We start from the raw sequence: 24,161 nt of genomic DNA, 5'->3' as shown, positions 1-24,161 counted from the left end.
CCTCACCCCTCGATGGCAGGCGCAAGCGCGAGCCCGCGCAGCACCTGTGCGAGCACGGACGCGCCGGCGGCAACATGATCTGGCTCGGCCCATTCGTGCTCGACATGGCTCGCGCCATCGCGGCACGGAATGAAGATCATCGCGCTCGGGCAAACCTTGGCGAGATGGCGGGCATCGTGACCGGCGGCGGAGAGGATCTCCATGGCCGAATGCCCCTGCACATTTGCGGCTTCCGCGATGCTTGCCCGCAGGCGCGGATCAAAGGCGTTCGACGGCGCATCGACGAGCGGCGTCACCGTGACCGTGCACGGTGATGCGCTTTTCTGGCAAAAAACCGCGATGCGCGCGCCCGCGGCATCGAGCACGGCATTATCAGGATGACGCAGATCGATGCTGAAGCTGACGCGCGAGGGCACCACCGACGGTGCATTCGGCGAGACCGTAACCCGGCCGATGGTGAACTTGATGTCGGCATCGATTCCGCCGATCTCGGCATGCAGCGCAGCCGCCATCCGCGCAAAGGCCGCGAGTGCGTCCCGCCTCTCCTGCTGCGCCAGTGTGCCGGCGTGTCCCTCGGCGCCCTCGACCACGACCTGAAAGGTCTTCTTTCCCTGGATGCCGGTGACGACACCGATGGTGCAGCCGGCCGCCTCCAGCAGCGGTCCCTGCTCGATGTGCAATTCGAGATAGGCTCCGACCGCAAAGCCGAGCGGCCGGTGCGGCACATCGGGGAAAGCCTGGTGGAGACGATCGAGCGCTTCGCCGACGCTGATGCCGTCCGCATCACGCGCGGCGCGGATCGCGTCCATACTGCGTTCCGCGGTAAAGGCCTCCGAGCCCATCATGCCCGGAGCGAAGCGCGAGCCTTCCTCGTTCATCCAGGCGACGACGATGATGTCGCGCGCGGGCTTCTCGCCTTGCTCGGCGGCTGAAACGACCGCTTCGAGCGCCGCCATCACGCCGGCCGCCCCGTCGAATTTGCCGCCGGTCGGCTGGCTGTCGAGATGACTGCCGAGCAGGAGCGGCGGCGCGGCACGGTCGCGGCCGGCCAGCGTCAGGAACAGGTTTCCCGCGGCATCCGTCGACGGCGTCAATCCCGTCTCGCGCGCCCAGCCGATCACACGTCGCCATGCGGCGATCTCGCCGTCGCTCAGCGCCTGGCGGTTGACCCCGCCGGCGGGAGTCGCGCCGATCTCGGCGAGCGCCATCAGGCGGGTCCAGAGCCGATTGGCGTTGATCAAAGGCAGGCCCGTCATCGACCTATTTCGTGCGCATGATCTGGCCCGGCAGCGCGCGCGGATCGCGCGGCAGCCAGTGTCCGGCCTCGACCTGGGCGATGAACTCGGCGAGCAGCGCGTTGAACGCCGCAGGTTCTTCGAGATTGAGCGTGTGGCCGGTCTTGGGAAAGACCGAGAGGCCGCAAGCCGGAATCGTCTTCTTCAGGAAGATGCCGGGCTGGAGGCAATGATCGTCCTCGTCACCGACGACGACCAGCGTCGGCACCATCATCTTTTTCAGACCGTCTTCGAGATCGTAGAAGGATGGCCGCCGCGCCTGGACTCCGCGCATGGTGTTGGCGGCGCCGCGATCGGAATGGGTGGCGAGGCGGTCGGCGAATTCCTGCCAGCCGCGCGGATCCTTGTTCTGGAACTGCACCCGGCTCGCGCCGAGCGCATAGATCTTCGAGAATTCCTTGGCGCCCTGCTTTTCGAAATTGTCGGCGACTTCGAGCGAGACGCCGCGAAAATAGTCCTCGAACTCCTTCTCGCAGCCATAGCCGGCGCCGGCGACCGTGAGCGACAGCGCGCGCTCGGGGGTGCGCAGGCCGAAATGCACCGTGCAGAAGCCGCCCATGGAAAGGCCGACGATGTGCGCCTTGTCGATTCCGAGTGCGTCGAGCACGGCCACCGCATCGTCAGCGGCGATCGCTTGCGAATAGGCTTCCATGCTGTCAGGCACATCCGAAGGCGGATAGCCACGCGCGGCGTAGCTGATGCAGCGATGGCGGCGGCTGAAATAGCGCAGCTGCGGCTCCCAGCTTTCGTGATTGCCGCCGAATTCATGGATGAAGAGGATCGGCGTGCCCTCGCCCGTTTCTTCCACGTAGAGCTTCACGCCGTCCTTCGCTGTGATCATCGTCATCGGCATCGTCCCTAGAATTGCGGCGGCAGGTCGTTGAGCGTGCGCGCCTGCGCGACCATCTCCGGCAACAGCGAGCAGAGCTTTTCGGCCCAGGCCTGCGGCACGGAGGTGCTGATCTTCACAAAACGGTCGCCGAAGCGCTGGGTGTGATAGGTGCCCTGCCGGATCATGATGCCCTGCCGGCGATAGCACTCGACCAGCGCCTCGGGGCGGATGCCCGCCGCAATGGTCTCCAGCACCAGAAAGTTGCCGTGCGAGGGCATGATCGGCAGCGCCAGCCCTTCGATTCCAGCCGCCGCCTCCTGGATCATCGCCTTGTTGGCCCGGTCGGTGCTGCGCACCTTCTTCATCCACTCGGCCTTGACGGACAAGCCCGCCTGCGCCGCGCGCTGGGCGATGACGCTGGCACCGAGCACGCTGGTGGAGGTCTGCGCCAGCTCCTCGAACAGATCGGGTGCGGCAACCAGCGCACCGATCCGCAGGCCCGCGAGCCCGAGCCATTTCGAAAAACTGGTCGAGACCACCGAGCCCTGCGGCGCCACATGAAGCGCCGGCGTGTGACCGTCGGCGAAGTCGCGATAGGTGCAGTCGTGTACCAGCAGCGCGCCGCAATCGCGCGCGATCGCGGCAAAGCTCTCGATCTCCTCGCGGGTGTAGCGGATGCCGAGCGGATTGTTGGGATCGACGAGATAGATGATCGCGGTGCGCTCATCGACATTCGCCTTCAACGCCTCGGGCGTCAGGCGGTAGTTGCAGGCGGGATCGTAGATCGGAATCTCGATCACTTCGGCGCCCTGCTGGCGCGCAAACAGGCACGGCCATTTCCAGGTCGGATCGGTCGTCACCAGCGTGGTGCCCGGCTTGCAGCGCGCCCGGCAGATCATCGCCAGCGCATTGACGCCGCCCTCGGTCACCAGCGCCTCAGCGCCTGATACACCGAGATCGGCGACGATCGCTTCGCGCAGCGCCTCGAAGCCGAGCGGCGGGGCATAGGCATTGAACTCGCCGGCCTCGATCGAGCGCAGCATCGCCTCGCGCACGGCGGGATGGCTCTCGATATGGTTGGTGTTCTGGCCGAGCCAGTAGAGTCCCGGCGTCGCCGAGAGTTCGTCGAAATAGCGGTTGCGGACCAGCGCCGCGGATTGAGGCTTTGACATCGGCGCCTCAGATCACCGAGCCGCGCGCAGCGATGCCGCCGTCGATCGTCACCACGGTGCCGGTGATGTAGCCGGACCGCGGCGAGGACAGGAAGGCGACGAGATCGGCGACCTCCTCCGAGGTCGCGGGGCGCTTGCCCGGATATTTGTCGAACAGTTCCTCCCAGCGGCTCTCGTCGCCGAGCATGTCGATCGACTTGCGCTTCATGATCTTGAGCATGCGGTCGGTGGCAACCGGTCCCGGATTGACGGCCACGACGCGCACGCCGTGATCGAGGCTGCGGCCGCCGAGCGCCTTGGTGAAGGACATCAGCGCCGCGTTTCCGGTCGAGCCCGCGATGTAGCTCGCATCCCAGTTCTCGCCGGAATTGCCGATGATGTTGATGATGACGCCGTCCTTGCCCTTCATTCGGGGATAGTAAAGACGCGACAGCGTGATGTAGCCGAACACCTTGAGATCGAAGCCGCGCCGCCATGCGGCGTCGTCGAGGATCTCAAGCGAGCCGGCCGGGATGTCGCCGGCATTGTTGATGAGGATGTCGATGTCGCCGACCTCGGCCGCGAGCTTCTCCATCGCGGCCGTGCTCGACAGGTCGAGCGCGTGGATGGTGATCTTCACGCCGTGGCGGGCTTCGAGCTGCTTCTTGGCCTCGAGCATCGCCTCGCCGTTGCGGGCGGCGAGATGCAGATGACACCCCTCCGCGGCGAAGAGCTCGGCCACCGCAAGTCCAATTCCTTTCGACGCGCCGGTGATCAGGGCGGTCTTGTTCGTCAGCTTCAGGTCCACAGGGGTCTCCAGGATGCAAGCTAGATATACAAGGTCTAGCAATTTGCATACCAAGAGGCTGGACGGTCATTCGAAGGCGGCGAGGAAGTCCAGCAGGTTGTCGCCGAGCAGGTTGACGTGGTCGCGCATGGCGCTGTGCGCCCGCTCCGGATCATGGGCGAGGATCGCCTGCATGATCGCCTCGTGCTCGCGGACGGTGTCGGCGATCCGGTTCGGCATGCGCGTCACCCGGCGGCGATACGCCGCCACCTGGTTGCGCAGCTTGCGGGTCTGGTCGGCGAGGAAAATGTTGCGCGAGGCTTCGTAGATCGCCTCGTGGAACTCCTGGTTGATATCGTAGAAAACGTCGATGTCGCCGGTGTCGCCCGCCGCCACAAGCCTCTGGTGAATCTCGCCAATTTCGGCTCCCCAGGCTTGCGAGACGCGCCGGGCGGCAAGCCGCGCGCAGAGCCCTTCCAGCTCCGCCATGACCTGAAACATCTCGATCAGCGCCTGCGCCTTGATGCTGCGGACGGTCGCGCCCTGCCGGCCACGCAGCTCGACCAGATTGTTGGCGGCCATCAAGCGGAACGCTTCCCGCACCGGCGTGCGCGAGACACCGAAGCGCTGGGCGATCTCCTGCTCGTCGAGCCGGCTGCCCGGCTCGAGATGGCCAGCCGCGATCGCCCCTTCCAGCTTCTGGCGCAGGCTCTCGGCGAGGGTCATGCCGGGGCTCGCGGCGAGGGTTTCGTGCCCATTTTTGACGCGCTTGCCTCCGCTATGTGCACCAATATCCGCCATCATGTTTCTCCGATGCCAAAATAGGTATACATAATGGCCCTCATATCCCAGCGAAATGGCCTGTTCTCTCGCGGAGATACGCGTCTCTCCGACCTTTTCGCCGCTGGTCTCGCAAGTCTTATGCCTGATTTGCCCGGAAATGGCACTGGCACACGAGTTGCTAAGAGATTTTAACGCGGTCCGCTTTGGTATGCGAATGGCCGCCGCCATTATACAAGGACATGCCGGTGCAGGCCGCCCGCCTCCCCGATCCCGGACAGACCATCGAAGCCCCGCAGGCTCACCCGAAGCCCGAGCCGCTGCTCGAGCTGCGCGCGATCAACAAGACTTTTGGCTCCGTCGCGGCGCTGTCGGGACTTGAGGCGAGCGTCGCTCCCGGCGAATTCGTCACCGTCGTCGGGCCCAGCGGCTGCGGCAAGAGCACCCTCTTCAACATCGTCGCCGGCCTTGAAGAGCCCGATGCCGGCGGCATTCTGCGCTTCGAGGGCAAGAGCTGCCATGCCGCCGACCTGCTCGGCCGCGTCTCCTTCATGCCGCAGCGCGATTTGCTGTTTCCCTGGCGCAACGTCGTGGACAACGCCATCCTCGCGCTCGAGGTCGAGGGCATGCCGCGGGAGCAGGCGCGCGCCAAGGCGCTGAAGATGCTGCCCGAGTTCGGCCTCGCCGGCTTCGAGAAGCAGTATCCCAACCAATTGTCCGGCGGCATGCGCCAGCGCGTCGCCCTGATGCGCACCTTCCTGTTCGAGCGCGACCTGATGCTGCTGGACGAGCCGTTCGGCGCGCTCGATGCGCTGACGCGGGCGATGATGCAGCGCTGGCTGCTCGATGTCTGGCAGAAATACCGCCGCACCATTCTCTTCATCACCCATGACGTCGACGAGGCGATCTTCCTCGGCGACCGCGTGCTGGTCATGACGGCGCGTCCCGGCTCGGTGAAGCTCGAACAGGTCGTTGACCTCCCCCGTCCGCGCCGGCCCGAGATCGTCACCTCCCCCGAATTCGTGCGCCTCAAGCGCACGCTGCTCGACGCGATCGAGGAGGAAAGCATGAAATCGTTCCAATCCGCCATCGCGCAGGAGAAGCCGCAGTGAATGCGATGCCAGCGAGAGAACCGCAAGCCGCACCGCGCGGGATTGATCCGGCGGAGTGGGACGCCCGCATCAAGCTTGCAGCCTGCTATCGCATGGTTGCCAGGCTGGGCATGGACGATTTGATCTACAATCACATCTCCATGCGCGTGCCCGGTCACGACGACCAGTTCCTGATCAATCCCTATGGGCTGCTGTTCGACGAGATCACGGCGTCGAGCCTCGTCAAGATCGACACCAAAGGCAACAAGCTCGACGACACGCCGCAAGCCGTCAACGTCGCCGCCTTCGTCATCCATGCCGCGATCCATACCTCGAACCACGACGCGGCCTGCGTGCTGCACACCCATTCCGACGCGAGCGTCGCGGTCTCAGGACAAGAGAAGGGCCTGCTGCCGCTCAGCCAGTTCGCGATGCGCTTCTACGATCGCCAGGCCTTCCACGATTACGAGGGCGTCGCCATCGACCTCGACGAGCAGGTCCGCCTGGTGCGCGATCTCGGCCCGCACAAGGTGATGCTGATGCGCAACCACGGCATCCTGACCGTCGGCCGCACGCCGGGCGAGGCCTTCATGCTGCTGTATTATTTCGAGCGCGCCGCGCGAATCCAGCTCCAGATGCAGGCCGCCGCCGCAGCCGGCGCCAAGCTGGTAATGCCGCCACACGAGGTCTGCGAGAAGGCCGCCCGCCAGTTCTGGGAATTGCAGGGCGACATCCTCGTGCCCGGCGAACGCGAATGGCCGGCGCTGATGCGCCAGCTCGACCGTACCGATCCGTCCTATCGCAATTGATTTTCATCCTCTGGAGTATGACCATGTTGAGCCGACGCCACGCCTTCTCCGTCCTCTCCGCCATCGCACTGGCGACCGGCTCGCTTGTCACGGCTGCGCCCGCCGCTGAGTTGCAGAAGGCAAGCCTGCGGCTGAAATGGCTGCCGCAGGCGCAGTTCGCCGGCTTCTACGTCGCGGCCGCCAAGGGCTACTTCAAGGCCGAAGGCATCGACCTCACCATCAATCCCGGCGGGCCCAACCTGCTCACCGAAAATCTGGTTGCGACCGGTGCCGACACGTTCGGCCTCTCCGGCGGCACCGATAGCGTGTTCGCGGCCCGCGACAAGGGCCTGCCGATCGTCTGCATCGGCATCTCGCACCAGATCACGCCCTTCATCTTCGTCACCCGCAAGGACGGGCCGGTGAAGACGATCCAGGACTTCAAGGGCAAGACCGTCACCACCTGGTTCACCGGCGCCAATCATGTGCTCAACGGCATGCTGGCCAAGGAAGGCATCAAGCCGGATGAACTGAAGATCCAGCCGCAGCAGGTCTCGGTGACGCCCTTCGTCGACGGCAATGTCGACGTGATCACGGCGACCTATTACAACGAGTTCTACACCATCCAGTCGCGCATGCCGAAGGACAGTCTGAAGACCTTCGTCGCCGAGGATTACGGTATCACCTTCCCGCGCGACACGCTGATCGTGGCCGAAGCGACCGCCAAGGAGAAGCCGGAGCTGGTCAAGGCGTTCCTGCGGGCCTCGCTGAAGGGCTGGAAGGACGCGTTCTCCGATCCCAAGGGCGCCGTTGACACCGTGATGGCCGCAGCGCCCACGCTCGACCGCGCGCAGCAGGAATTCATGCTCACTGAAGTGAAGCGCCTGATGACGGCAGGCGCAGCGGCGAAGAACGGCATGTTCTGGATCGACGCCGATGCGGTGAAGACCGCCCACGACTTCTTCCTGAAATACGGCGTCATCTCCAAGCCGGTCGACCTCGCTGCCGCCTATGACGCCAGCTTCATCCAGAGCATCCCGGCGGCGGACCGGCTGCCGTGAGCAGCCCTGCTGCGACATCGCTCGGTGACGGCCGCGCGGCTGCGCGGTCGCTTGCGATGCCGGATTCGCTGCGCAAGCTGATCCGGCTCCTGCTCGGTCTCGCCATTGCGGCGGTGGTCTGGGAAGGCGCGGTGCTGCTGTTCGGCATCCGGCCCTATTACCTGCCGCGCCTCAGCACGATTCTGATGGCGATGGCGGCGACGCCGCGCGCCTATGTCGACGGCTTCCTGCGCACGCTGGCGGAGACGCTGATCGGCTTTGCCTCCGGCGGCGCGTTCGGCGTGCTGATGGGCGTCGTGTTCTTCCGAATCCGCGCGCTGCGCGAGATGATCTTTCCGATCTTCGTGGTGTCGCAGACCATTCCGGTCATCGCCTTCGGCGCGCTGGTGGTGCTGTGGTTCGGCAACACGCTGCTCGCCAAGGCGATCATCGCCTTCTACCTGACCTTCTTTCCGGTGACGGTGAACACGCTGCTGGGCCTGGAGACCGTCGACCCCAGGCAGGTCGATCTGATGCGCAGCTTCGGCGCCTCCAACCGCCAGCTCCTGCTGCGCTTGCAGCTGCCGACGGCGCTGCCGCAGATCTTCGTGGCGCTACGCCTTGCCGCATCGCTGAGCCTCGTCGGTGCCATCGTCGGCGAATGGTTCGGCGACACCACCGGGCTCGGCGTGCTGCTGCTCCAGGCCATGTTCACCGAGAACGTCGTCGCGATCTGGGGGGCCCTGCTCGCCGCCGCGCTGCTCGGCACCGGCTTCTATGCTGTCGTCGCCGCAGTCGAGCGCAGGCTCGTGTTCTGGAATGCCGAGCAATGAGCCGCGCGCTTGCCTCCCCTTCGCTCGCCGTCCAGCGCGGCATTCTGGGCGCCGTCCTCCTGGTCGCGTGCTGGGAAGGCGCGGCGCGCGGACTGCATCTGCCGGCCTATGTTCTCCCGGCCGTCAGCGACATCCTCGCCGGCCTCTGGTCCAAGCGCGCAATCCTCATTGATGCCGCCGGCTACACTCTGCTCGAAGCACTGGTCGGCTACGGACTCGGTTGCCTGATCGGCATCGGCCTTGCCGTCGCCATCGCCCTGGTGCCGGCGTTGCGGAGCGCGATCCTGCCGCTTGCCACCGCGATCAATTCGGTGCCCGTGGTCGGCTATTCGCCGCTGATCCTGCTGTGGTTCGGCATCGGCGTCAGCTCGAAGATCGTGATGGTGGCGATGGCAGTGAGCTTCACCATCCTGCTGTCGATGCTGGCCGGGCTCGACCGTGTCGATCGCCGCGCCGTCGATCTCATGAAGAGTTTTGGCGCAAGCCGCTTCGGCGTGCTGTGGCGCCTGCGCCTGCCGACCGCGCTGCCGCTGCTGCTGGCCGGCATGCGCGTCTCGACCGTGCGCAGCGTCATCGTGGCGATCGTCACTGAAATGCTCGGTGCCCATGGCGGGCTCGGCTGGGTGATCTACCAGGCCGTGCTCCAGATCGATTTCGTCCAGGTCTGGGCGGCGATCTTCGTGGCGTCCGCCGCGAGCCTCGCCTTCTTCGGCCTGATCGGTTTCCTCGAACGCAAGATCCTGTTCTGGACGTGACGCCAGGAAAAGCACCATGAAACGACAGATGCATCTCGGCCTGTTCATCCTGGGCACCGGCAGCCATGTCGCGGGCTGGCGCTATCCCGGCGCGGTCGACAACTTTCAGGATTTTGCGGCGATCCAGCAGATCGGCCGCACCGCCGAGCGCGGCAAGTTCGATCTGATCTTCATGGGCGACAATCTCTATGCCGATGCCGCGGCCCATCCCTCCTACACGCTGCGGCTGGAGCCGCTGACGATGCTGGCGGCGCTCGCGACCTCGACCAGCCACATCGGGCTCGGCGCGACCGTCTCCACCACCTACAGCGATCCGTTCTCGGTCGCGCGCGTGTTCGCCTCGCTGGACCACATCTCCAAAGGCCGCGCGGCGTGGAATGCGGTGACGACCGCCAATCCGGCAACGGCTGCGAATTTCGGTACCACTCATCCCGACCACGCCCGCCGCTACGAGATGGCCGGCGAGTTCCTCGACGTGGTCAAGGGCCTGTGGGACGGCTGGGCGGACGATGCCATCGTCGCCGACCGCAAGAGCGGCCTCTACATCGATCCGGCAAAGCTGCGCCCGATCGACCATGACGGTGCGTTCTTCAAGGTGAAGGGCCCGCTCAATATCGGCCGCAGCCCGCAAGGCCGCCCCGTCGTGCTGCAAGCCGGCGGCTCCGAGGCTGGTCAAGCGCTCGCCGCCCGCACCGCCGATATCGTATTCTCCGTGGTGCAGGACATCGACGAGGCCAAGGCCGGCTACACCTCGCTCAAGACGCGGCTGCCGTCGTTCGGCCGCAAGGCCGAGGACGTCACGGTGCTGCCGGGCGTGATGCCCGTGGTCGGCCGCACCGACAAGGAGGCGTTCGAAAAACTCAACGTGCTCCAGAGCTTCGTCAGCGGCAGCAACGCGCTTGCGATCCTGTCCGATCGCTTCGGCCGGGACATGTCGGCCTATGATCTGGACGGGCCGATCCCTGACATCGCGCCGTCCGACAGCTATCACAGCTTCGCCAGCGTCATGCTCGCCAAGGGCCGGCGCGAGAACATGACCTTGCGCGATCTCTACAATCTCACCGCAGCCGCCCGCGGCCATTGGGTGCTGTGCGGCTCCGCCGAGCGCATCGCCGACACGCTCCAGCTCTGGTTCGAGCAGCACGCCGCCGACGGCTTCAACGTCATGCCGCCGTATTTTCACGAGGGGTTCGAGGATTTCGTTGAGCTCGTCGTGCCCATTTTGCAAGAGCGCGGGCTGTTCCGCGCCGAGTACGAGGGCACGACATTGCGCGATCACCTCGGCCTCGCGCGGCCGCCCAATCCGTTCTTCGCGGTTTAGAGCATTGGCGGGCAGGTGCGCTCCCTCTCCCGCTTGCGGGAGAGGGTTGGGGAGAGGGTGTCTCCGCGGTAAGATTCCCCAAGAGGATAGAACCCTCACCCGGCGCGCGGGACGATGCTTCGCATCGCCCGGGACGCGCCGACCTCTCCCGCAAGCGGGAGAGGTGACCGATCCCGCCGCGAGATCGAGCCAACCAAAAGCCATCAGGCTTCAGAGCGCGCCCGCAATCCGCAGCGCCTGTTCGAGCGCCTGCAACTCGTTTGGTGTGGCCCGCGGCTGCGGCGGTCGCGCCGCGTCGCATGAGAGACGCCCGAGCAGCTTCAGGCAGGCCTTGAGCCGCACCGTCGCGCGTCCTCCCGGCGCATCGCGATAGATCGCGACCGCAAGCGGATAGAGCTTCTCGTGCGCGGCACGCGCCTGCTCCCAATCGCCGGCTTCCGCCGCAGCCCAGAGGCTGACCACGAGCTCGGGCACGACACAGGCAAGGCTGACCTGGCTGCCGGCGGAGCCAACGAGATAGCTCGTCAGCAGATGCTCGTCGCCGGAACCGAGCACGACGAACTCCGGCCGCAGCTTATGGATCAGCCGCAGGTTCTGCTCGTACGTTGCGACCTCCCAGCTGCCTTCCTTGATCGCAACGAAGCGAGGGTCGGCGAGGAGCCGCTCCAGCAGCAGCGGCGCATAGGCCATAGCACCCGCGCCGACCGGTGCAGCGTAGAGCATCAAGGGGACGGTCGTCGCATCGCGGATGTGGCGATGATGTTCGATCACGCAGTCGTCGGCGTGGCCAAGTGCCCAGCTGTTGGGAGGAAACACCAGGAGCCCGTCCGCACCGGCCTGCTCCAGTGTGGCCGCCTCACGCGCTGCCTCCAGGCTCGATTCATGATTGACCCCGGCGACGATCAGGCAGCTCTTCGGCGCGTGCTCACGCGCCAGCTCCACCACGCGCCGTTTCTCGGCCAGCGATAGCACAAAATTCTCGCCGGCATGGCCGTTGACCAGGAGCCCATTGATGCCCGGCGTGGACGCGACCGAAGCCAGATGCGCCGCCAGCTGCGCCTCGTCAACCTCGAAGTCGGGCGTCATCGGCACGATCGTGGCGGCATGGATGCCGCGCAGGCGATCACCGAATGTCTGCAACCCCGACATCGCCACCTAATGAATGATCTGGTCGAGGAATGTCCTGGCACGCTCGGACTTCGGATTCTTGAAGAACTCCTCCGGCGCGGCCTGCTCGACGACCTTCCCTTCGTTCATGAACACGATGCGGTCGGCGACCTCGCGGGCAAAGCCCATCTCATGGGTCACGCACAGCATGGTCATGCCCTCTTCCGCGAGCTTCTTCATGGTCTCCAGCACTTCCTTGACCATCTCGGGGTCGAGCGCGGAGGTCGGCTCGTCGAACAGCATGATCTTCGGCCGCATGCAAAGCGCGCGTGCGATGGCGACGCGCTGCTGCTGGCCGCCCGAGAGCTGCCCGGGGAATTTCTCGGCCTGGTCGGGAATCCGGACCTTGGTGAGGAAATGCATGGCGAGGTCCTTTGCCTCCGCCTCGCTCATCCCACTCACGGTCATCGGCGCCAGGATGCAGTTCTCCAGCACCGTCATGTGCGGAAACAGATTGAAGCTCTGGAACACCATGCCGGTGTCGCGCCTGACCGCGTCGATGTTCTTGCGCTGATGATCGAGCTCGATGCCGTTGACGTAGATCAGGCCCTCGTCGTGCTTCTCGATGTGGTTGATGCAGCGAATGAGCGTCGACTTCCCCGAGCCGGAGGGCCCGCACACCACGATCTTCTCGCCCTTGGCGACCTTCAGATCGACCTGGTTCAACGCGGTGAAGTCGCCATAATGCTTGTAGACGGCCTCCATGCGAACCGCAAGCACCTCGCGAAGCTGCGGCTGCGCCATTGCGCCTTCGGCACCACCGGTCGTGTTCATCGACATCTCGCTCATGCGCGGACCTCCACGCTTGCTTGCGCAACCGGCGCGCTCGCCGCGACCCGCCTCGTCTTCGCCGCGCTCGACCGACCAAAATGCTTCTCCAGCCGGCGTTGAACCGCATCCCAGACCGAGGTGAGGATCAGGTAATACGCCGTGGCCGCCGCATAGACTTCGAGGATCTGGAAATGCTCCTGCATCAGCATGTCGCTGCGGCGCATCAGCTCCTCGACCGAGATCACCGAGGCGAGCGACGTCGCCTTCAGCAGCGAATTGATGGAGTTGCCGAGCGGTGGGATCATCAAGCGGAACGCCTGCGGCAGGGTCACGCGGCGGAACGTCACCCAGGGCGACAGGCTGAGCGCCCAGGCGGCTTCGCGCTGCCCCGCCGAGACCGCCATGAAGCCGCTGCGCACGATCTCGGCGAGATAGGCGGCCTCGTTGAGAATGAGCCCGACCAGCGCGCAGGTGATCACCGAGAACTTGATCCCGAGCTGCGGCAGGCCGCTGTAGATCACCACGAGCTGGATCAGAAGCGGCGTGCCGCGGAAGAACCAGATGTAGAAGCGCGAGAAGCCTGAGAGTACCGGATTGGACGACATGCGCATCAACGCGATGCCCATGCCGAGGATCAATCCGCCGATGACAGCCGCCACCGTCAGGCCGATGGTGACCAGCACACCCTTCATCAGGAAGTAGTTGAAGAAGTAGTTGACGGCAGCCGTCGGACTGAAATGGCTCATCGGCTCGTCTCCGTATCTCAGGCCGGACCGGGGCCGGCGATCGCAAGCGGCTGATCGGCCGGCATGGCGGTCAGGCCGAATTTGTCGAACAGTGCCTGATAGAAGCCGTCGGCGCGCATCGCGTTGAGCGCCTTGACGACGGTATCGGCCACCGTCTTGTTACGGAAGCCGAGCGTGGTGCGCGCCGTGCCGAGCCCGCCCAAGACTTCCTTCACGCGACCACGGCCGACGAGATCACGCGCCACGCTATCGACCAGCAGCGCGTTGTCCACCTGCCCGGCAAGCAGCGCGCTGATGACGTTGGTCGCGGTCGGGAACGTGCGCATCTCGACGGCTGCGCCACCCTTCGCCACGCTCGCATCGCTGAGTTTCTTGAGCCAGTTCATCTGGTAGCTGCTGACTTCGACCGCGGATGATTTTCCGATCAGATCGTTTTCGGTAGCAATTTTTGTGCCGCTGTCGGGCGCAACCACGACCGAGATCGCCTGAATGGCGTACGGCACCATGTACATCAGCTTCGAGCGTTCCTCGGTCCAGAACATGCCAGTATTGACGCCGTCGATGCGCGCTGCGCCCAAGGCGGGAATCATGGCCGGAAAATCCATCCGGATGAGCTCGACCGGAAGACACAACCGCTTGCCGAGCTCGGCGGCGAGTTCCACGTTGAGGCCCTGCAACTGGCCGTCCTTGTCGACGAACTGCTGCGGCGGATTGGTCGGATTGATCGAGAGCTGCAATTTTCCGGGTGCGATCAGATCGCTGTCGGCAATCGCGGGCGTGCAAGCGGCGTGCGCCGCATTCGACGCGAGAAGGAGTGCGGCGGCCGCACCCAAACGAAGCAGTGTCGAGACCATGTATTACCTCCAGTAAGACGCCAATGATCGATGCAGTCCCTTGCCCGGGATTCCCCCTCGACGTTTCTTGGATGCGGCCGACCGGATCTTGCGACACGACAAGCAGCATCGTCCTTGATCCCGCTCAGGCCGGTCCCGACATCGGCTTGAGCTGGATCCGCATGAAATTCTTCACCAGGGATTCGAACGGGCCGAATCCCTTCACTTTCAAAAACTCCGGCGTCTCGAACGCCCAGCGTCCGGCGACCTCGTACATGGCGGCGTATTTCGGCCCGTCGCCGATCGAGACGAAGCGCTTTGCCGACAGCCAGCCGGGACAGGCGAGCAGATCAGGAAAATGCCGCTGCTCGTACCAGGCGCTGAATGCAGCCTCGTGCTCGGGGTCGATGTCGACCCGCACGATGTGGATGAAGGCTTCGTCCGGCATGAGCTCGTTCCTCATGCCACGCGAATATTGCCGGCCGCGCGCGCCGCGCCGACTGTCGTTGCGATGGCGTCGCACAGCGCAGGAAGCACCGGCAGCAACGGCGGCCGTGGATCGGCGTTGCGGATCAGGCCGAGCGCCTTCAGTCCGACCTTCATGCGCGTATGCATGTCCATGATGGGCGCAGGCCCGTAGATCGTGCGGACGATCGGGTAGAGCCGCTCGTTGACGGCGCGCATCGCCTTGAGGTCGTCCGCAAGCGAAGCCTGCCAGAGTGCGGCGAACAGATGTGGCGCGAGGCTGACGAGACCCGAGAGAATGCCGTCGCCGCCGATGGCGAGCTGCGGCAGGAACCAGTTGAAGTTCGACGGCAGGATCGCGACGGAGGGATCGGCCTGCTTCACCGCCCGCCGGTTCTCGTCATAGGCAAAGATGGTGTCGCTGCCTTCCTTGATGGCGATCACGCTGTCGAGCGCTGCGATCTTCGCCAGAATCTCCGGCGAATAACCGAAACCGGACGCGAGCGGATACTGGAAGATCGACACGGGAATGCCGATGGCGGAACTGACCGCCTGCACGAAGGCCACCGGAGCGCGCGAGGTCGCCGATGCACCGCCGCCGAGCGGCGCCGGCGGAAACAACACGGCGCAATCGGCGCCGGCAGCTTCGGCGAGCTGCGCCTGGTGGATCGCCTCCGCGGTGGAATGCGCGATGATGCCTGAAAGCAGCGGCTTGGCCCCGATCTGCCGGCGTGTCCGCTCGATCACCGCCTGCCGCTCGTCATCCGAGAGCGACCCGCCCTCTCCGGCATGTCCGTTGACGAACACGGCCGCAATTCCGTCCGGACAGGCGCAATAGTCGAGCACGCGGGCATAGCCGTCCCAGTCGATCGAACTGTCGTCCTTGAAGGGCAGCACGGTCGCGACGGTGACGCCGCGCAAGTCAGGTTTCTTCATCGGCTCGCTCATGACGGTTTGCGCCGGGGAAATTTCAGGCTCGCGCGGGCCTTCAGCACCTCGAGCCCACCCTCGTTGCGGGCGCTCGCTTCCCAGATGATGGTGCGGGTCTCGTCGTGCTGTTCGGCGATCCAGACATCGAAGGTGAGCGTGTCGCCATAGAACACCGGCCCGGTGAACCAGAAGCGGTCTTCCACCGACACGCCGATCGTGCCGACCAGCTCGCTGGTGAGGATGCTGGTGCAGAGGCCCGCGACCATGATGCCCGGCGCCAGCCTGCGGCCGAAGCGCGTCGCGCCCGCATAGACCTCGTCGACATGGACAGGACCAAAGTCACCGGTGGCGGCAATGTAGAGCGCGCCATCCGCCTCGGTGATGGTCTTGCTCAGGCTGACCCTGTCGTTCACCTTCAGATCGTCGAAGGACTTTGGCTCGTACATGGCTCAGCCCACCGCGAAGGGAACCAGCGTCGCGGTGCCGTCCACCACGGTCGCCCCTGAGGGCGACAATGTGCAGGTGACGCGGCAGGTCGCCTCGTCCCCCGCAACCGAGACGATCTCGGCCCTGGCCTCGACCGACTCGCCGACAATGACGGGCGCAGCAAAATTCAGCGCGATGCTGCCGATCCGCCGCGTCGGCCCGCCGAGCTGGCTGAGGCAGGTCGTGGCAAGGCCGCCGACCGCGAGCTCGAACGCGACCATGTTGGACGCGCCGGCCTTTCTGGCGCGGACGGCATCGACATAGAGACCGCCGAGATTGCCGCTGATGCCGGTGAACATCGCCTGTTCGGCGACCGTCATGGTCTTGCGGAAGGAGAAGGCCGCTCCGGGCTTGAGAGGTGCGTGAGACATGGAACGTTCCCTAGAGCTGCAAGCCGTTCTTGATGGTGCTGCGCGCAACCAGCATGCGGTGGATTTCGGAGGTGCCGTCATAGATGCGGGTGACGCGGGCATCGCGATACATGCGCTCCAGCGGCAGGTCCTTGCTGAACCCCATGCCGCCGAACACCTGGATGGCGCGGTCGACGACGCGGCCCTGCATCTCGGACGCCGCGACCTTGATCATCGAAACCTTGTCGCGCGCATCCCGGCCCTGATCGATGTCCCAGGCGGCGTTCATCACCATCATCTTGACGCCGAAGATCTCGGTGGCGGAATCGGCGATCAGCTTCTGCACCATCTGGAAGTCGCCGATCAGCTGGCCGAACTGGCGCCGCTCGCCCGCATGCTTGCGCATCATCTCCAGCGCGCGTTGCGCCATGCCGACGGCACGCGCACCGATATGGGCAAGGCGGATCTGGAGCACGCTCTGCATGATCAGCTTGAATCCGCCGCCAACCTCGCCGAGCACGGCGGCCTTGGGAATGCGGCAGTCTTCGAAGCTCAGCTCGGCATGGCCGTAGCCGCGGTGGCCCATCATCGGCTGGGTGCGTGCGACCTTGAAGCCGGCCGTAGCCCGATCGACCAGGAACAGCGTGATGCCGCCGCGCGCCCGCTTCTCCCTGTCGGTCAGCGCCATCAGGATCACGTAATCCGCGATATCGCCGTCGCTGATGAAATGCTTGGTGCCGTTGAGCACCCATTCATCGCCGTCAAGATGCGCCGTCGTGCTGATCGACGCCGCATCGGAGCCGGCTCCCGGCTCGGTGATCGCCATGGCGCAGATCTTGTCGCCCTTCACCGTCGGCAGGAGATAACGCTCGACCTGATCGCCCTTGCAGGCCATCAGCATCGGATAGACCTGGCCGAACACGCGGCGGATCAGCGCATCGGAGGTCTTGCCAAACTCCTCTTCGACGAGGCAATGCTCGATGCAGGACAGGCCGCCCCCGCCGACATCCGCCGGCATGTTCATCGCGTAAAGGCCGAGTTTTTGCGCCTTGGCCTTGGTGACCGCCAGCGCGTCGGCCGGCACCGTGGCCGTCTGCTCCACAATGTCTTCGAGCGGCTGCACCTCCGTCTCGACGAAGCGGCGGACGGTGTCGACCAGCAGCCGGGTGTCCTCAGGGATTGAGAAGTCGATCATTTTGCGACTCCCACAGCCTTGCCTGCGACCATCGCGTCGACCTCGGCGGCGCCGTAGCCGATCTCGCCGAGCACCTCGCGCGTCTGCGCGCCCAACCGCTGCGGCACCAGCCGCACCTCCGGCGACTGGCCGTCATAGCGCGCGGGATGGGCGACCATCCGGATCGGTGCACCGCCTGTGCTCTCAGCCGACTTGAACACGCCGAGATGGTTGAGCTGGGGATCGGAGACGAGGTCGCCATAGTCCTGCACCGGCGCGTGCCAGATCTTTGCGGCTTCCAGCGAGGGCAACCAATCGGCCGTCGATCTTTGTTTCAGCTTGCCAGCAACGATCCGCGTGATCTCCTCACGCTTCGAAAAACTGTCGGTCTCGCCGAACTGCTTCAGCTCCTCGCTGTCGAGCGCGGCCGCCAGCGCCTTGGGCGCGGCCATCGAGATCGCCATATGGCCATCGGCCGTGGCGTGAACGCCGTAGGGACCGGGGCTGAACCAGGCGGCGATACCGGCCGGCCCGCGCGGCGTTGGCGACGGCGCGCCGTTCAGCCACGCCGTCAGCGGCTCGACCTGGAGATCGAGCGCGGCCTGATAGAGGTTGACCTCGACGAGCTGTCCCTTGCCGGTCTTGGTCCGCGCAAACAACGCGGCGAGAATGCTCATGGCATAGAGCGAAGCCGCATGCTGATCGACAATGACAGCGCCGACCGCCGTCGGCTCGCCATCGGCACGCCCGGTTCGCATCGCAAGGCCCGACATCGCCTGAAGCAGCAGATCCTGACCGGGACGATCCTTGTAGGGCCCATCCGATCCGAAGCCGGTTGCGACCGCGTAGATCAGGCCGGGGTTGATCGCCTTGAGCACGTCGTAGCCGAGGCCGAGCTTGGCCATGGTGCCCGGCCGGAAATTTTCCATCACGACATCGGAGGTCGCAACCAGCTTCTTCACGGCGGCGATGCCATCGGGATGCTTGAGATCGACCGCGATACTGCGCTTGTTGCGCCCGGTCGCCAGATGATTGACGCTGTCGCCGGCGACGAAATGATTGGCGACCGCCCAGTTGCGCTGAAACGCGCCCTCGATCGGCTCGACCGCAATGACGTCGGCACCGAGATCGGCGAGCGTCTGTGCGGCCAGCGGGCCCGCGAGGTAATGGTTGAAGCTGAGGATCTTGACGCCGTCGAGCAGGTTCATCCGTTCACACCCAATTAAGCAGCAGCACCCGGCGCACCGCGCCACGCCAGATCGAACGTCTTGACCAGGGCGCGGGCGGCAGCATCCTGCGCAGCCGGCAGCGGCAGCCGCGGCGGGCGCGGATTGCCGACCGCAAGGCCCATATGGCCGAGCAGCGCCTTGCTGCCGGCGACATAGGCCTGGCCACCGACGAATTCGATCACAGGCAGATATTTCAGATAGAGTTCGCGCGCCTCTTTGATCTTCCCCTCGTCGGCGACGAGGCTGAAGATCCGCGACATCTGCGACGGCACCACATTGGAGGCGACCGCGACCCAGCCTTGCGCGCCTTCGACGAAGGATTCGAAGCCGAGGATGCCGCCGAACACGGTCATCCTGTCGCCGCAGAGCCGGATGATGTCGCGCACCCGCGTCACCTCCAGCGTCGACTCCTTGATATAGAGGCAGTTGTCGATCTCGGCGATGCGCGCCACCAGTGGCGGCCTAAGATCGACATTGGCGGTTGCCGGATTGTTGTAGACCATGATCGGCAACGCGATCGCATCCGCCACCGTCTTGTAGTGATGGACGAGCTCGTCGTCGGTCGGCGTCGAATAGAACGGCGGAATGATCATGACGCCGTCCGCGCCCAGTTTTTCGGCACGGCGGCTGAGGCGCACCACCTCGCGCGTGTCCTCCGCGCCGGTGCCGATCAACACGGGCACGCGCCCCGCAGCCTGCGTGATGACGACCTCGGCAACCAGCGCCTTCTCGTCATCATCCAGCGACAGGAATTCGCCGGTCGAGCCGAGCGGGATCAGCCCATGGATGCCTTCGGCGACCTGCCAATCGACGAAGGCACGCAACGCCGCGACATCGACCTCGCCGGCCGGCGTGAACGGGGTGATCATGACGGTGTAGGTGCCGCGAAACGACTTCATCAGGGAACTGCCGGGTGATCGGGTGGATTCGAGTGACGGCGGCCACCTGCGGAATATCCGCAGTATTTATGCAAACGATTGCGTAACTGGCTCTGCATTGGGCAACACCATCCATTTTTTGAGCTTGATCCGCGCGGAATTAGCTCTTAGCGTTTTGCAATCGTTTGCAGTCTATCGGCAGGTTGAATGAGCGTCACGCTCAAAGATGTGGCACAGGCGGCCCGCGTTTCAGTCAGCACCGCCTCGCGCGCACTGACCGGAACCGGCTTGACCAGCGAGCGCACACAGCAGCGCCTGATGAACATTGCCCGCGAGCTCGGCTATCGGCCGAACCCCATCGCGCGCGGACTGAAGACCGGACAATCGCGGCTGGTCGCGCTTCTCGTCCACAACCTCACCAACGCCTCGTTCCAGGTAATGGCCGAAGTGGTGCAGGCACGGCTGAAGGCGCTGAATTATCAGATGCTTCTGTGCATCGGCGGCGACGATCCGCAGCAGGAGAGCGACACCCTCACCACGCTGGTCGACCATCGCATCGACGGGCTGATCGTGGTTCCCACCGGCAAGAACGGCCCGCAGCTCGAGGCGCTGGCAAAGGACGTTCCGATCGTCTGCCTGGTGCGGCGCGACGACGCAACCGATCTCGAGACCGTGCTCGCCGACGATCCGCAAGGCGCCTATCTCGGCACGCGCCATTTGATCGAGCTCGGCCACAAGCGCATCGGGCTGATCGTCGGCCGCCAGGACACCACGTCGGGCCGCGAGCGGCTGTCCGGCTATGTCCGTGCACTGCGCGAGGCCGGTCTCGCCAAGGACGACACATTGATTCATGCCGGCCACTTCGTGCCCGAGACCGGCGCAACCGGCGCGCGCAAACTGCTCGACCTCCCCCGCCCGCCCAGCGCGATCTTCGTCGCCAACCATGAGGCGACGCTCGGCGTGCTCCGTGTCACGGCGGAGCGGAGCATCGCGATCCCCGGCGATCTCTCGCTGCTCTGCTATGAAGACATGCCCTGGTTCGAATGGCACCGTCCTGCGATCAGCATCGTCGACAACGGCGCGCGCGATCTCGCCAATCTCGCCGTCGACCGGCTGCTGCATCGCATGGATGCCAATGGCAAGGGTAACGGCAATGACGGCGTGCGCGAATATCGCGTCGGCGCCCGGCTGATCAAGCGCGACTCCTGCCGCCAGATCGATGACCCGATGCCGGCCAGATCCGGCAAGTCCAAATCATCTCCATCCAAATCATCTCCATCCAAATCGTCCGCGGCCAGATCGTCTGCCGCAAAGTCCGCGAAGGTCTGATCGATGCCCTATGTCGAAGTGCTCGCCCCGCAAGTTCCAAACCAGCGCAAGGCTGCGCTGGCGAGGTCGGTGACCGACGGCCTGATGTCGGCGTTCGGCGTGACCGCTGATACGGTTACGCTCTATTTCCTGCCCATTGCGGCGGACGATTACGCCCATGCCGGCACGTTCGGCGCCCAGGCCACCGGCCAGCGCATCCTGCTCAAGGTGCACGCCTTCCGCCGCAGCGAAGCCGAGCGCCGCGCCGCCGCGATCGCCCTGACCCGCAGCGTGTGCACCGCCTATGGCGTGCCCGGCGACGACGTCGCGGTCTATTTCTGCGATCGCGACCGCAGCGAGGTCTCTCACGATTCCAAGCTCGCCAGCGACTGACGGGAGCCGCACGCCATGGACCGCTTCTACTCCCAAGACCAGAAGGCCCTGCGCGAGACTGCGCGCCGTTTCGCGGAAGCCGAGATCCTGCCGCGCGCGGCCGCGATCGACCGCGAAGACCGCTTCGACCGCACGCTCTACAAGGGCATGGCCGATCTCGGCCTGTTCGGCATCTGCCTGCGCGAAGGCGCCGGTGGCGCCGGCCTCGATGCAGTGGCCGCCTGCATCGCGATGGAGGAGCTGGCGCGCTGCTCCGGCGCGGTCGCCAACGCCTTCGCCATTCCCGTCGAGGCCGTGCTGTTCTTCGACCATCACGGCACCGACGCGCACAAGGCGCTGATCCCCAAAATTCTCAGCGGGGACATCATTCCCGCGACCGCCGTCTCCGAGCCCGACCACGGCTCGGACGTCGCAGGCATCCGCACCAACGCGGTGCGCGAAGGCAATGGCTGGCGGCTGAATGGGACAAAAGCCTGGGTGACGCTCGGCGGCGTCGCCGACCGCATCATGGTGTTTGCGCGCACCGGCAGCGAGGCGGGCCATCGTTCCATCTCCTGCCTCCTCGTCGACGGCGCCCTGCCCGGCATCGCCCGCGGCAAGAACGAGGAGCTGCTCGGCATGCATGGCCTCGACGACTGCCAGATCACCTTCTCCGACGTGCAGCTGCCGGCCGACAGCGTGATGGGGCCGGAGAACCAGGCCTTCAAGATGGCCATGAGCAATTTCAACTTCAGCCGGCTGATGATGGCCTCCATGGCGCTCGGCATGGCGCAGGCCGCGTTCGAGGACGCCACGACTTACGCAAAGGATCGCAAGCAGTTCGGCCAGGCCATCATCGGATTCCAGGCGGTGCAGTTCATGCTCGCGGACATGTCGACCGACATCGCCGCCGCGCGCCTGCTGATCCATCACGCCGCACGCCTGCACGATGCCGGCGAGCCGATCGCCAAGGAGGCGGCGCAAGCCAAGCTGTTCACCACCGACATGGCGATGAAGCACGTCTCCAACGCGCTGCAGATCCACGGCGGCAACGGCTATTCGCGCGAATACCGCATCGAGCGGCTGTTCCGCGACGTGCGCCTCGCCCAGATCTACGAAGGCACCAACCAGATCCAGCGGTTGATCATCGCCCGCCAGGTCGAGAAGGAGGCCGCGTAATGCGGAGCGCGCGCTCATGCTGAGCATCATCACCGCGGCGGAAGCCGCAGGCCTGATCCGCGACGCCGACACGCTGATCGTCGGCGGCAATGGCGGCACGGGTGCAGCCGAAGCCATCCTCGACGCGCTGGAGCAGCGCTTCCTCGGCGGCCAGGGCCCGCACAATCTGACGCTGATCAACATCACCGGCGTTGGCGCGGTGACCGAGAAGGGCCTTTGCCATCTCGCCCATGAAGGTCTGATCGCGCGCGTGATCGGTGGCAATTTCGGGCTTCAGGTGCCGTTCATGCGGCTCGTCCGCGACGAGCTGATCGACGCCTATAACTTCCCGCAGGGCGTGATGAGCCAGCTCTGCCGCGCCATGGCGGCGAAACATCCCGGCGTGCTCACCCATGTCGGCCTCAATACCTACATGGATCCGCGCCAGGACGGCGGCCGCATGAACAAGCGCACCACTGCGCCGCTGGTCGATCTGCTCGAGCTGCACGGCCAGTCATACCTGCTCTACCGCGTGCCCACCCCGCCCGATGTCGCCATCATCCGCGGCACCTCCGCCGACGAAGACGGCTATATCAGCATGGAGCACGAGGGCACCACGCGCGAGGATCTCTCGATTGCGCAGGCCGTGCACAATGCCGGCGGCACCGTGATTTGCCAGGTCAAGCGGATCGTGAAGCGCGGCTCGATCCATCCGCAGATGGTGAAAATCCCCGGCTTCCTGATCGACCACATCGTGCTCGAGCCCGATCAGATGCAGACTTACGGCACGGTCTACGATCCGGCGCGCTGCGGCGAGACGCGTGTGCCCGAGGCGATGATCACGCCCGATCCGCTCACCGAGCGTCGCGTGATCGCCCGCCGTGCCGCCTTCGAGCTGCGCCCGCGCGACGTCGTCAATCTCGGCGTCGGCATCTCCGCGATGATCCCCAATGTCGCGGCCGAGGAAGGCATCTCCGAGCTGATCACGTTGACGGTGGAATCCGGCGTGGTCGGCGGCGTGCCCGGCCATGCCCGCGAATTCGGCACCGCGATCAATCCGCGCGTCATCCTCGACCAGGCCTATCAGTTCGACTTCTACGACGGCGGCGGATTGTCCTGCGCCTTCCTGTCCTTCGCTGAGGTGGATGAAACCGGCAACGTCAACGTCACCCGCTTCGGCGAGCGCCGCGACGGCTCCGGCGGCTTCATCGACATCACCCAGAACGCCAAGCGGCTGATCTTCAGCGGCACCATGACCGGCGGCAAGTTCGACATCGGCGTCGAGAACGGACGCCTCGCGATCCGGCGCGACGGCGCCTTCCGCAAATTCGTTCCTGAGGTCGGCCAGATCAGTTTCAGTGCGTCGCTCGCCGCGCAGCGCGGCCAGCACGTCAGTTACGTCACCGAACGCGCCGTGTTCGAGCTTGAGAACGACAGCGTGACGCTGACCGAGATCGCGCCGGGCGTCCGTCTGGAGGAGGACATCCTCGCCCATATGGGCTTCCGGCCGCGCATCAGCCCGCAACTAAAGGACATGGATCCGCGCATCTTCCGCTCCGGGCCGATGGGCATCGCGCAGAGCTTCAGGGCGTTGCCGGCGCGGCCGCGCAAGGTCGCCTGA

26 protein-coding genes are annotated in these 24,161 nt (G+C 65.3%); 10 read left to right on the top strand and 16 right to left on the bottom strand.

Features of this window, described 5'->3' with window-relative positions; genetic code table 11:
• Positions 1 to 2: 2 nt before the first annotated feature.
• From AC1RUR_RS06495 to AC1RUR_RS06475, 5 genes are all read right to left on the bottom strand, one after another.
• Positions 3 to 1,256 (bottom strand): Zn-dependent hydrolase, encoded by a 1,254-nt coding sequence (locus AC1RUR_RS06495; protein WP_492842261.1) that lies wholly within the window; start codon positions 1,254 to 1,256, stop codon positions 3 to 5.
• A 4-nt stretch (positions 1,257 to 1,260) separates the two neighbouring features.
• Positions 1,261 to 2,142, bottom strand: a complete 882-nt coding sequence (locus tag AC1RUR_RS06490) for an alpha/beta fold hydrolase (protein WP_492842260.1) — start codon at positions 2,140 to 2,142, stop codon at positions 1,261 to 1,263.
• An 11-nt stretch (positions 2,143 to 2,153) separates the two neighbouring features.
• Positions 2,154 to 3,299: a pyridoxal phosphate-dependent aminotransferase gene (locus tag AC1RUR_RS06485; protein ID WP_492842259.1), complete on the bottom strand. Its 1,146-nt coding sequence runs from the start codon at positions 3,297 to 3,299 to the stop codon at positions 2,154 to 2,156.
• Positions 3,300 to 3,306: 7 nt separating this feature from the next.
• Positions 3,307 to 4,086, bottom strand: a complete 780-nt coding sequence (locus AC1RUR_RS06480) for an SDR family oxidoreductase (protein WP_492842258.1) — start codon at positions 4,084 to 4,086, stop codon at positions 3,307 to 3,309.
• 66 nt (positions 4,087 to 4,152) lie between these two features.
• Entirely contained in the window at positions 4,153 to 5,076 is a 924-nt protein-coding gene (locus tag AC1RUR_RS06475) for a GntR family transcriptional regulator (RefSeq protein ID WP_492842257.1), read from the bottom strand.
• Positions 5,077 to 5,093: 17 nt separating this feature from the next.
• On the opposite strand from AC1RUR_RS06475, the gene AC1RUR_RS06470 reads away from it, so the two are divergent.
• Genes AC1RUR_RS06470 through AC1RUR_RS06445 form a run of 6 tightly spaced genes read left to right on the top strand, consistent with a single transcriptional unit; the run spans position 5,094 to position 10,673 of the window.
• Positions 5,094 to 5,957, top strand: coding sequence for an ABC transporter ATP-binding protein (locus AC1RUR_RS06470; protein WP_492842256.1), 864 nt, complete (start codon positions 5,094 to 5,096; stop codon positions 5,955 to 5,957).
• Positions 5,954 to 6,745, top strand: a complete 792-nt coding sequence (locus AC1RUR_RS06465; RefSeq protein WP_210337778.1) for a class II aldolase/adducin family protein — start codon at positions 5,954 to 5,956, stop codon at positions 6,743 to 6,745. The genes AC1RUR_RS06470 and AC1RUR_RS06465 overlap by 4 nt, the downstream gene beginning before the upstream one ends.
• 23 nt (positions 6,746 to 6,768) lie before the next feature.
• Complete coding sequence (locus AC1RUR_RS06460; protein ID WP_492842255.1) at positions 6,769 to 7,785, top strand: ABC transporter substrate-binding protein; 1,017 nt, start codon at positions 6,769 to 6,771, stop codon at positions 7,783 to 7,785.
• Positions 7,782 to 8,597 carry an ABC transporter permease gene (locus tag AC1RUR_RS06455; protein ID WP_492842254.1) on the top strand — a complete coding sequence of 272 codons (816 nt, stop codon included), beginning with the start codon at positions 7,782 to 7,784 and terminating at the stop codon, positions 8,595 to 8,597. The genes AC1RUR_RS06460 and AC1RUR_RS06455 overlap by 4 nt, the downstream gene beginning before the upstream one ends.
• Positions 8,594 to 9,352 carry an ABC transporter permease gene (locus AC1RUR_RS06450; protein WP_492842253.1) on the top strand — a complete coding sequence of 253 codons (759 nt, stop codon included), beginning with the start codon at positions 8,594 to 8,596 and terminating at the stop codon, positions 9,350 to 9,352. Before AC1RUR_RS06455 ends, AC1RUR_RS06450 begins: the two co-directional genes overlap by 4 nt.
• Positions 9,353 to 9,368: 16 nt before the next feature.
• Positions 9,369 to 10,673 (top strand): LLM class flavin-dependent oxidoreductase, encoded by a 1,305-nt coding sequence (locus AC1RUR_RS06445; protein ID WP_492842252.1) that lies wholly within the window; start codon positions 9,369 to 9,371, stop codon positions 10,671 to 10,673.
• 210 nt (positions 10,674 to 10,883) lie between these two features.
• On the opposite strand, the gene AC1RUR_RS06440 is transcribed toward AC1RUR_RS06445, so the two are convergent.
• The 11 genes from AC1RUR_RS06440 to dapA form a co-directional block, all read right to left on the bottom strand.
• Positions 10,884 to 11,822 (bottom strand): dihydrodipicolinate synthase family protein, encoded by a 939-nt coding sequence (locus AC1RUR_RS06440; RefSeq protein WP_492842251.1) that lies wholly within the window; start codon positions 11,820 to 11,822, stop codon positions 10,884 to 10,886.
• A 6-nt stretch (positions 11,823 to 11,828) separates the two neighbouring features.
• Entirely contained in the window at positions 11,829 to 12,629 is an 801-nt protein-coding gene (locus tag AC1RUR_RS06435) for an amino acid ABC transporter ATP-binding protein (RefSeq protein WP_492842250.1), read from the bottom strand.
• Positions 12,626 to 13,357, bottom strand: a complete 732-nt coding sequence (locus AC1RUR_RS06430) for an amino acid ABC transporter permease (protein ID WP_492842249.1) — start codon at positions 13,355 to 13,357, stop codon at positions 12,626 to 12,628. The genes AC1RUR_RS06435 and AC1RUR_RS06430 overlap by 4 nt, the downstream gene beginning before the upstream one ends.
• Before the next feature lie 17 nt (positions 13,358 to 13,374).
• The gene (locus AC1RUR_RS06425) at positions 13,375 to 14,211 is read right to left on the bottom strand and encodes an ABC transporter substrate-binding protein (protein WP_492842248.1); all 837 of its coding nucleotides are present in this window, start codon (positions 14,209 to 14,211) and stop codon (positions 13,375 to 13,377) included.
• A 124-nt stretch (positions 14,212 to 14,335) separates the two neighbouring features.
• Positions 14,336 to 14,638, bottom strand: a complete 303-nt coding sequence (locus AC1RUR_RS06420; protein ID WP_492842247.1) for a hypothetical protein — start codon at positions 14,636 to 14,638, stop codon at positions 14,336 to 14,338.
• A gap of 11 nt (positions 14,639 to 14,649) precedes the next feature.
• Positions 14,650 to 15,591, bottom strand: coding sequence for a dihydrodipicolinate synthase family protein (locus tag AC1RUR_RS06415; RefSeq protein ID WP_492842246.1), 942 nt, complete (start codon positions 15,589 to 15,591; stop codon positions 14,650 to 14,652).
• An 8-nt stretch (positions 15,592 to 15,599) separates the two neighbouring features.
• Positions 15,600 to 16,031, bottom strand: coding sequence for a MaoC family dehydratase (locus AC1RUR_RS06410; RefSeq protein WP_011086090.1), 432 nt, complete (start codon positions 16,029 to 16,031; stop codon positions 15,600 to 15,602).
• A gap of 3 nt (positions 16,032 to 16,034) precedes the next feature.
• Complete coding sequence (locus AC1RUR_RS06405; RefSeq protein WP_492842245.1) at positions 16,035 to 16,442, bottom strand: MaoC/PaaZ C-terminal domain-containing protein; 408 nt, start codon at positions 16,440 to 16,442, stop codon at positions 16,035 to 16,037.
• Between the two features lie 10 nt (positions 16,443 to 16,452).
• The gene (locus AC1RUR_RS06400) at positions 16,453 to 17,616 is read right to left on the bottom strand and encodes an acyl-CoA dehydrogenase family protein (protein WP_492842244.1); all 1,164 of its coding nucleotides are present in this window, start codon (positions 17,614 to 17,616) and stop codon (positions 16,453 to 16,455) included.
• Complete coding sequence (locus tag AC1RUR_RS06395) at positions 17,613 to 18,803, bottom strand: CaiB/BaiF CoA transferase family protein (protein WP_492842243.1); 1,191 nt, start codon at positions 18,801 to 18,803, stop codon at positions 17,613 to 17,615. Before AC1RUR_RS06395 ends, AC1RUR_RS06400 begins: the two co-directional genes overlap by 4 nt.
• A 14-nt stretch (positions 18,804 to 18,817) precedes the next feature.
• A complete protein-coding gene (gene dapA, locus AC1RUR_RS06390) occupies positions 18,818 to 19,726 on the bottom strand; it encodes a 4-hydroxy-tetrahydrodipicolinate synthase (protein WP_492842402.1) in 909 nt (302 codons plus the stop codon).
• Between the two features lie 183 nt (positions 19,727 to 19,909).
• On the opposite strand from dapA, the gene AC1RUR_RS06385 reads away from it, so the two are divergent.
• The 4 genes from AC1RUR_RS06385 to AC1RUR_RS06370 are packed head-to-tail and all read left to right on the top strand — an operon-like array spanning position 19,910 to position 24,161.
• The gene (locus AC1RUR_RS06385; protein ID WP_492842242.1) at positions 19,910 to 21,031 is read left to right on the top strand and encodes a LacI family DNA-binding transcriptional regulator; all 1,122 of its coding nucleotides are present in this window, start codon (positions 19,910 to 19,912) and stop codon (positions 21,029 to 21,031) included.
• 3 nt (positions 21,032 to 21,034) lie between these two features.
• Positions 21,035 to 21,403 (top strand): tautomerase family protein, encoded by a 369-nt coding sequence (locus tag AC1RUR_RS06380; RefSeq protein ID WP_492842241.1) that lies wholly within the window; start codon positions 21,035 to 21,037, stop codon positions 21,401 to 21,403.
• A gap of 15 nt (positions 21,404 to 21,418) precedes the next feature.
• The gene (locus AC1RUR_RS06375; RefSeq protein WP_492842240.1) at positions 21,419 to 22,561 is read left to right on the top strand and encodes an acyl-CoA dehydrogenase family protein; all 1,143 of its coding nucleotides are present in this window, start codon (positions 21,419 to 21,421) and stop codon (positions 22,559 to 22,561) included.
• A 16-nt stretch (positions 22,562 to 22,577) separates the two neighbouring features.
• Positions 22,578 to 24,161 carry an acyl CoA:acetate/3-ketoacid CoA transferase gene (locus AC1RUR_RS06370; RefSeq protein WP_492842239.1) on the top strand — a complete coding sequence of 528 codons (1,584 nt, stop codon included), beginning with the start codon at positions 22,578 to 22,580 and terminating at the stop codon, positions 24,159 to 24,161.

It is taken from the genome of Bradyrhizobium sp. GW821-FHT12B03, assembly GCF_058807535.1.
Note: the sequence above shows the minus strand (reverse complement) of the source record. Positions and strands in the feature narration are given on the sequence as shown.

What these genes read in the sequence shown, in the direction of transcription:
- AC1RUR_RS06490 (WP_492842260.1), bottom strand. Translation starts at nt 2,142, where the DNA reads ATGACGATGATCACAGCGAAGGACGGCGTGAAGCTCTACGTGGAAGAA.
- AC1RUR_RS06460 (WP_492842255.1), top strand. Translation starts at nt 6,769, where the DNA reads ATGTTGAGCCGACGCCACGCCTTCTCCGTCCTCTCCGCCATCGCACTG.
- AC1RUR_RS06430 (WP_492842249.1), bottom strand. Translation starts at nt 13,357, where the DNA reads ATGAGCCATTTCAGTCCGACGGCTGCCGTCAACTACTTCTTCAACTAC.
- AC1RUR_RS06400 (WP_492842244.1), bottom strand. Translation starts at nt 17,616, where the DNA reads ATGATCGACTTCTCAATCCCTGAGGACACCCGGCTGCTGGTCGACACC.
- AC1RUR_RS06370 (WP_492842239.1), top strand. Translation starts at nt 22,578, where the DNA reads ATGCTGAGCATCATCACCGCGGCGGAAGCCGCAGGCCTGATCCGCGAC.
- AC1RUR_RS06410 (WP_011086090.1), bottom strand. Translation starts at nt 16,031, where the DNA reads ATGTACGAGCCAAAGTCCTTCGACGATCTGAAGGTGAACGACAGGGTC.
- AC1RUR_RS06475 (WP_492842257.1), bottom strand. Translation starts at nt 5,076, where the DNA reads ATGGCGGCGGCCATTCGCATACCAAAGCGGACCGCGTTAAAATCTCTT.
- AC1RUR_RS06450 (WP_492842253.1), top strand. Translation starts at nt 8,594, where the DNA reads ATGAGCCGCGCGCTTGCCTCCCCTTCGCTCGCCGTCCAGCGCGGCATT.
- AC1RUR_RS06385 (WP_492842242.1), top strand. Translation starts at nt 19,910, where the DNA reads ATGAGCGTCACGCTCAAAGATGTGGCACAGGCGGCCCGCGTTTCAGTC.
- AC1RUR_RS06375 (WP_492842240.1), top strand. Translation starts at nt 21,419, where the DNA reads ATGGACCGCTTCTACTCCCAAGACCAGAAGGCCCTGCGCGAGACTGCG.
- AC1RUR_RS06435 (WP_492842250.1), bottom strand. Translation starts at nt 12,629, where the DNA reads ATGAGCGAGATGTCGATGAACACGACCGGTGGTGCCGAAGGCGCAATG.
- AC1RUR_RS06495 (WP_492842261.1), bottom strand. Translation starts at nt 1,256, where the DNA reads ATGACGGGCCTGCCTTTGATCAACGCCAATCGGCTCTGGACCCGCCTG.
- AC1RUR_RS06445 (WP_492842252.1), top strand. Translation starts at nt 9,369, where the DNA reads ATGAAACGACAGATGCATCTCGGCCTGTTCATCCTGGGCACCGGCAGC.
- AC1RUR_RS06415 (WP_492842246.1), bottom strand. Translation starts at nt 15,591, where the DNA reads ATGAAGAAACCTGACTTGCGCGGCGTCACCGTCGCGACCGTGCTGCCC.
- AC1RUR_RS06405 (WP_492842245.1), bottom strand. Translation starts at nt 16,442, where the DNA reads ATGTCTCACGCACCTCTCAAGCCCGGAGCGGCCTTCTCCTTCCGCAAG.
- AC1RUR_RS06420 (WP_492842247.1), bottom strand. Translation starts at nt 14,638, where the DNA reads ATGCCGGACGAAGCCTTCATCCACATCGTGCGGGTCGACATCGACCCC.
- AC1RUR_RS06395 (WP_492842243.1), bottom strand. Translation starts at nt 18,803, where the DNA reads ATGAACCTGCTCGACGGCGTCAAGATCCTCAGCTTCAACCATTACCTC.
- AC1RUR_RS06425 (WP_492842248.1), bottom strand. Translation starts at nt 14,211, where the DNA reads ATGGTCTCGACACTGCTTCGTTTGGGTGCGGCCGCCGCACTCCTTCTC.
- AC1RUR_RS06380 (WP_492842241.1), top strand. Translation starts at nt 21,035, where the DNA reads ATGCCCTATGTCGAAGTGCTCGCCCCGCAAGTTCCAAACCAGCGCAAG.
- AC1RUR_RS06440 (WP_492842251.1), bottom strand. Translation starts at nt 11,822, where the DNA reads ATGTCGGGGTTGCAGACATTCGGTGATCGCCTGCGCGGCATCCATGCC.
- AC1RUR_RS06485 (WP_492842259.1), bottom strand. Translation starts at nt 3,299, where the DNA reads ATGTCAAAGCCTCAATCCGCGGCGCTGGTCCGCAACCGCTATTTCGAC.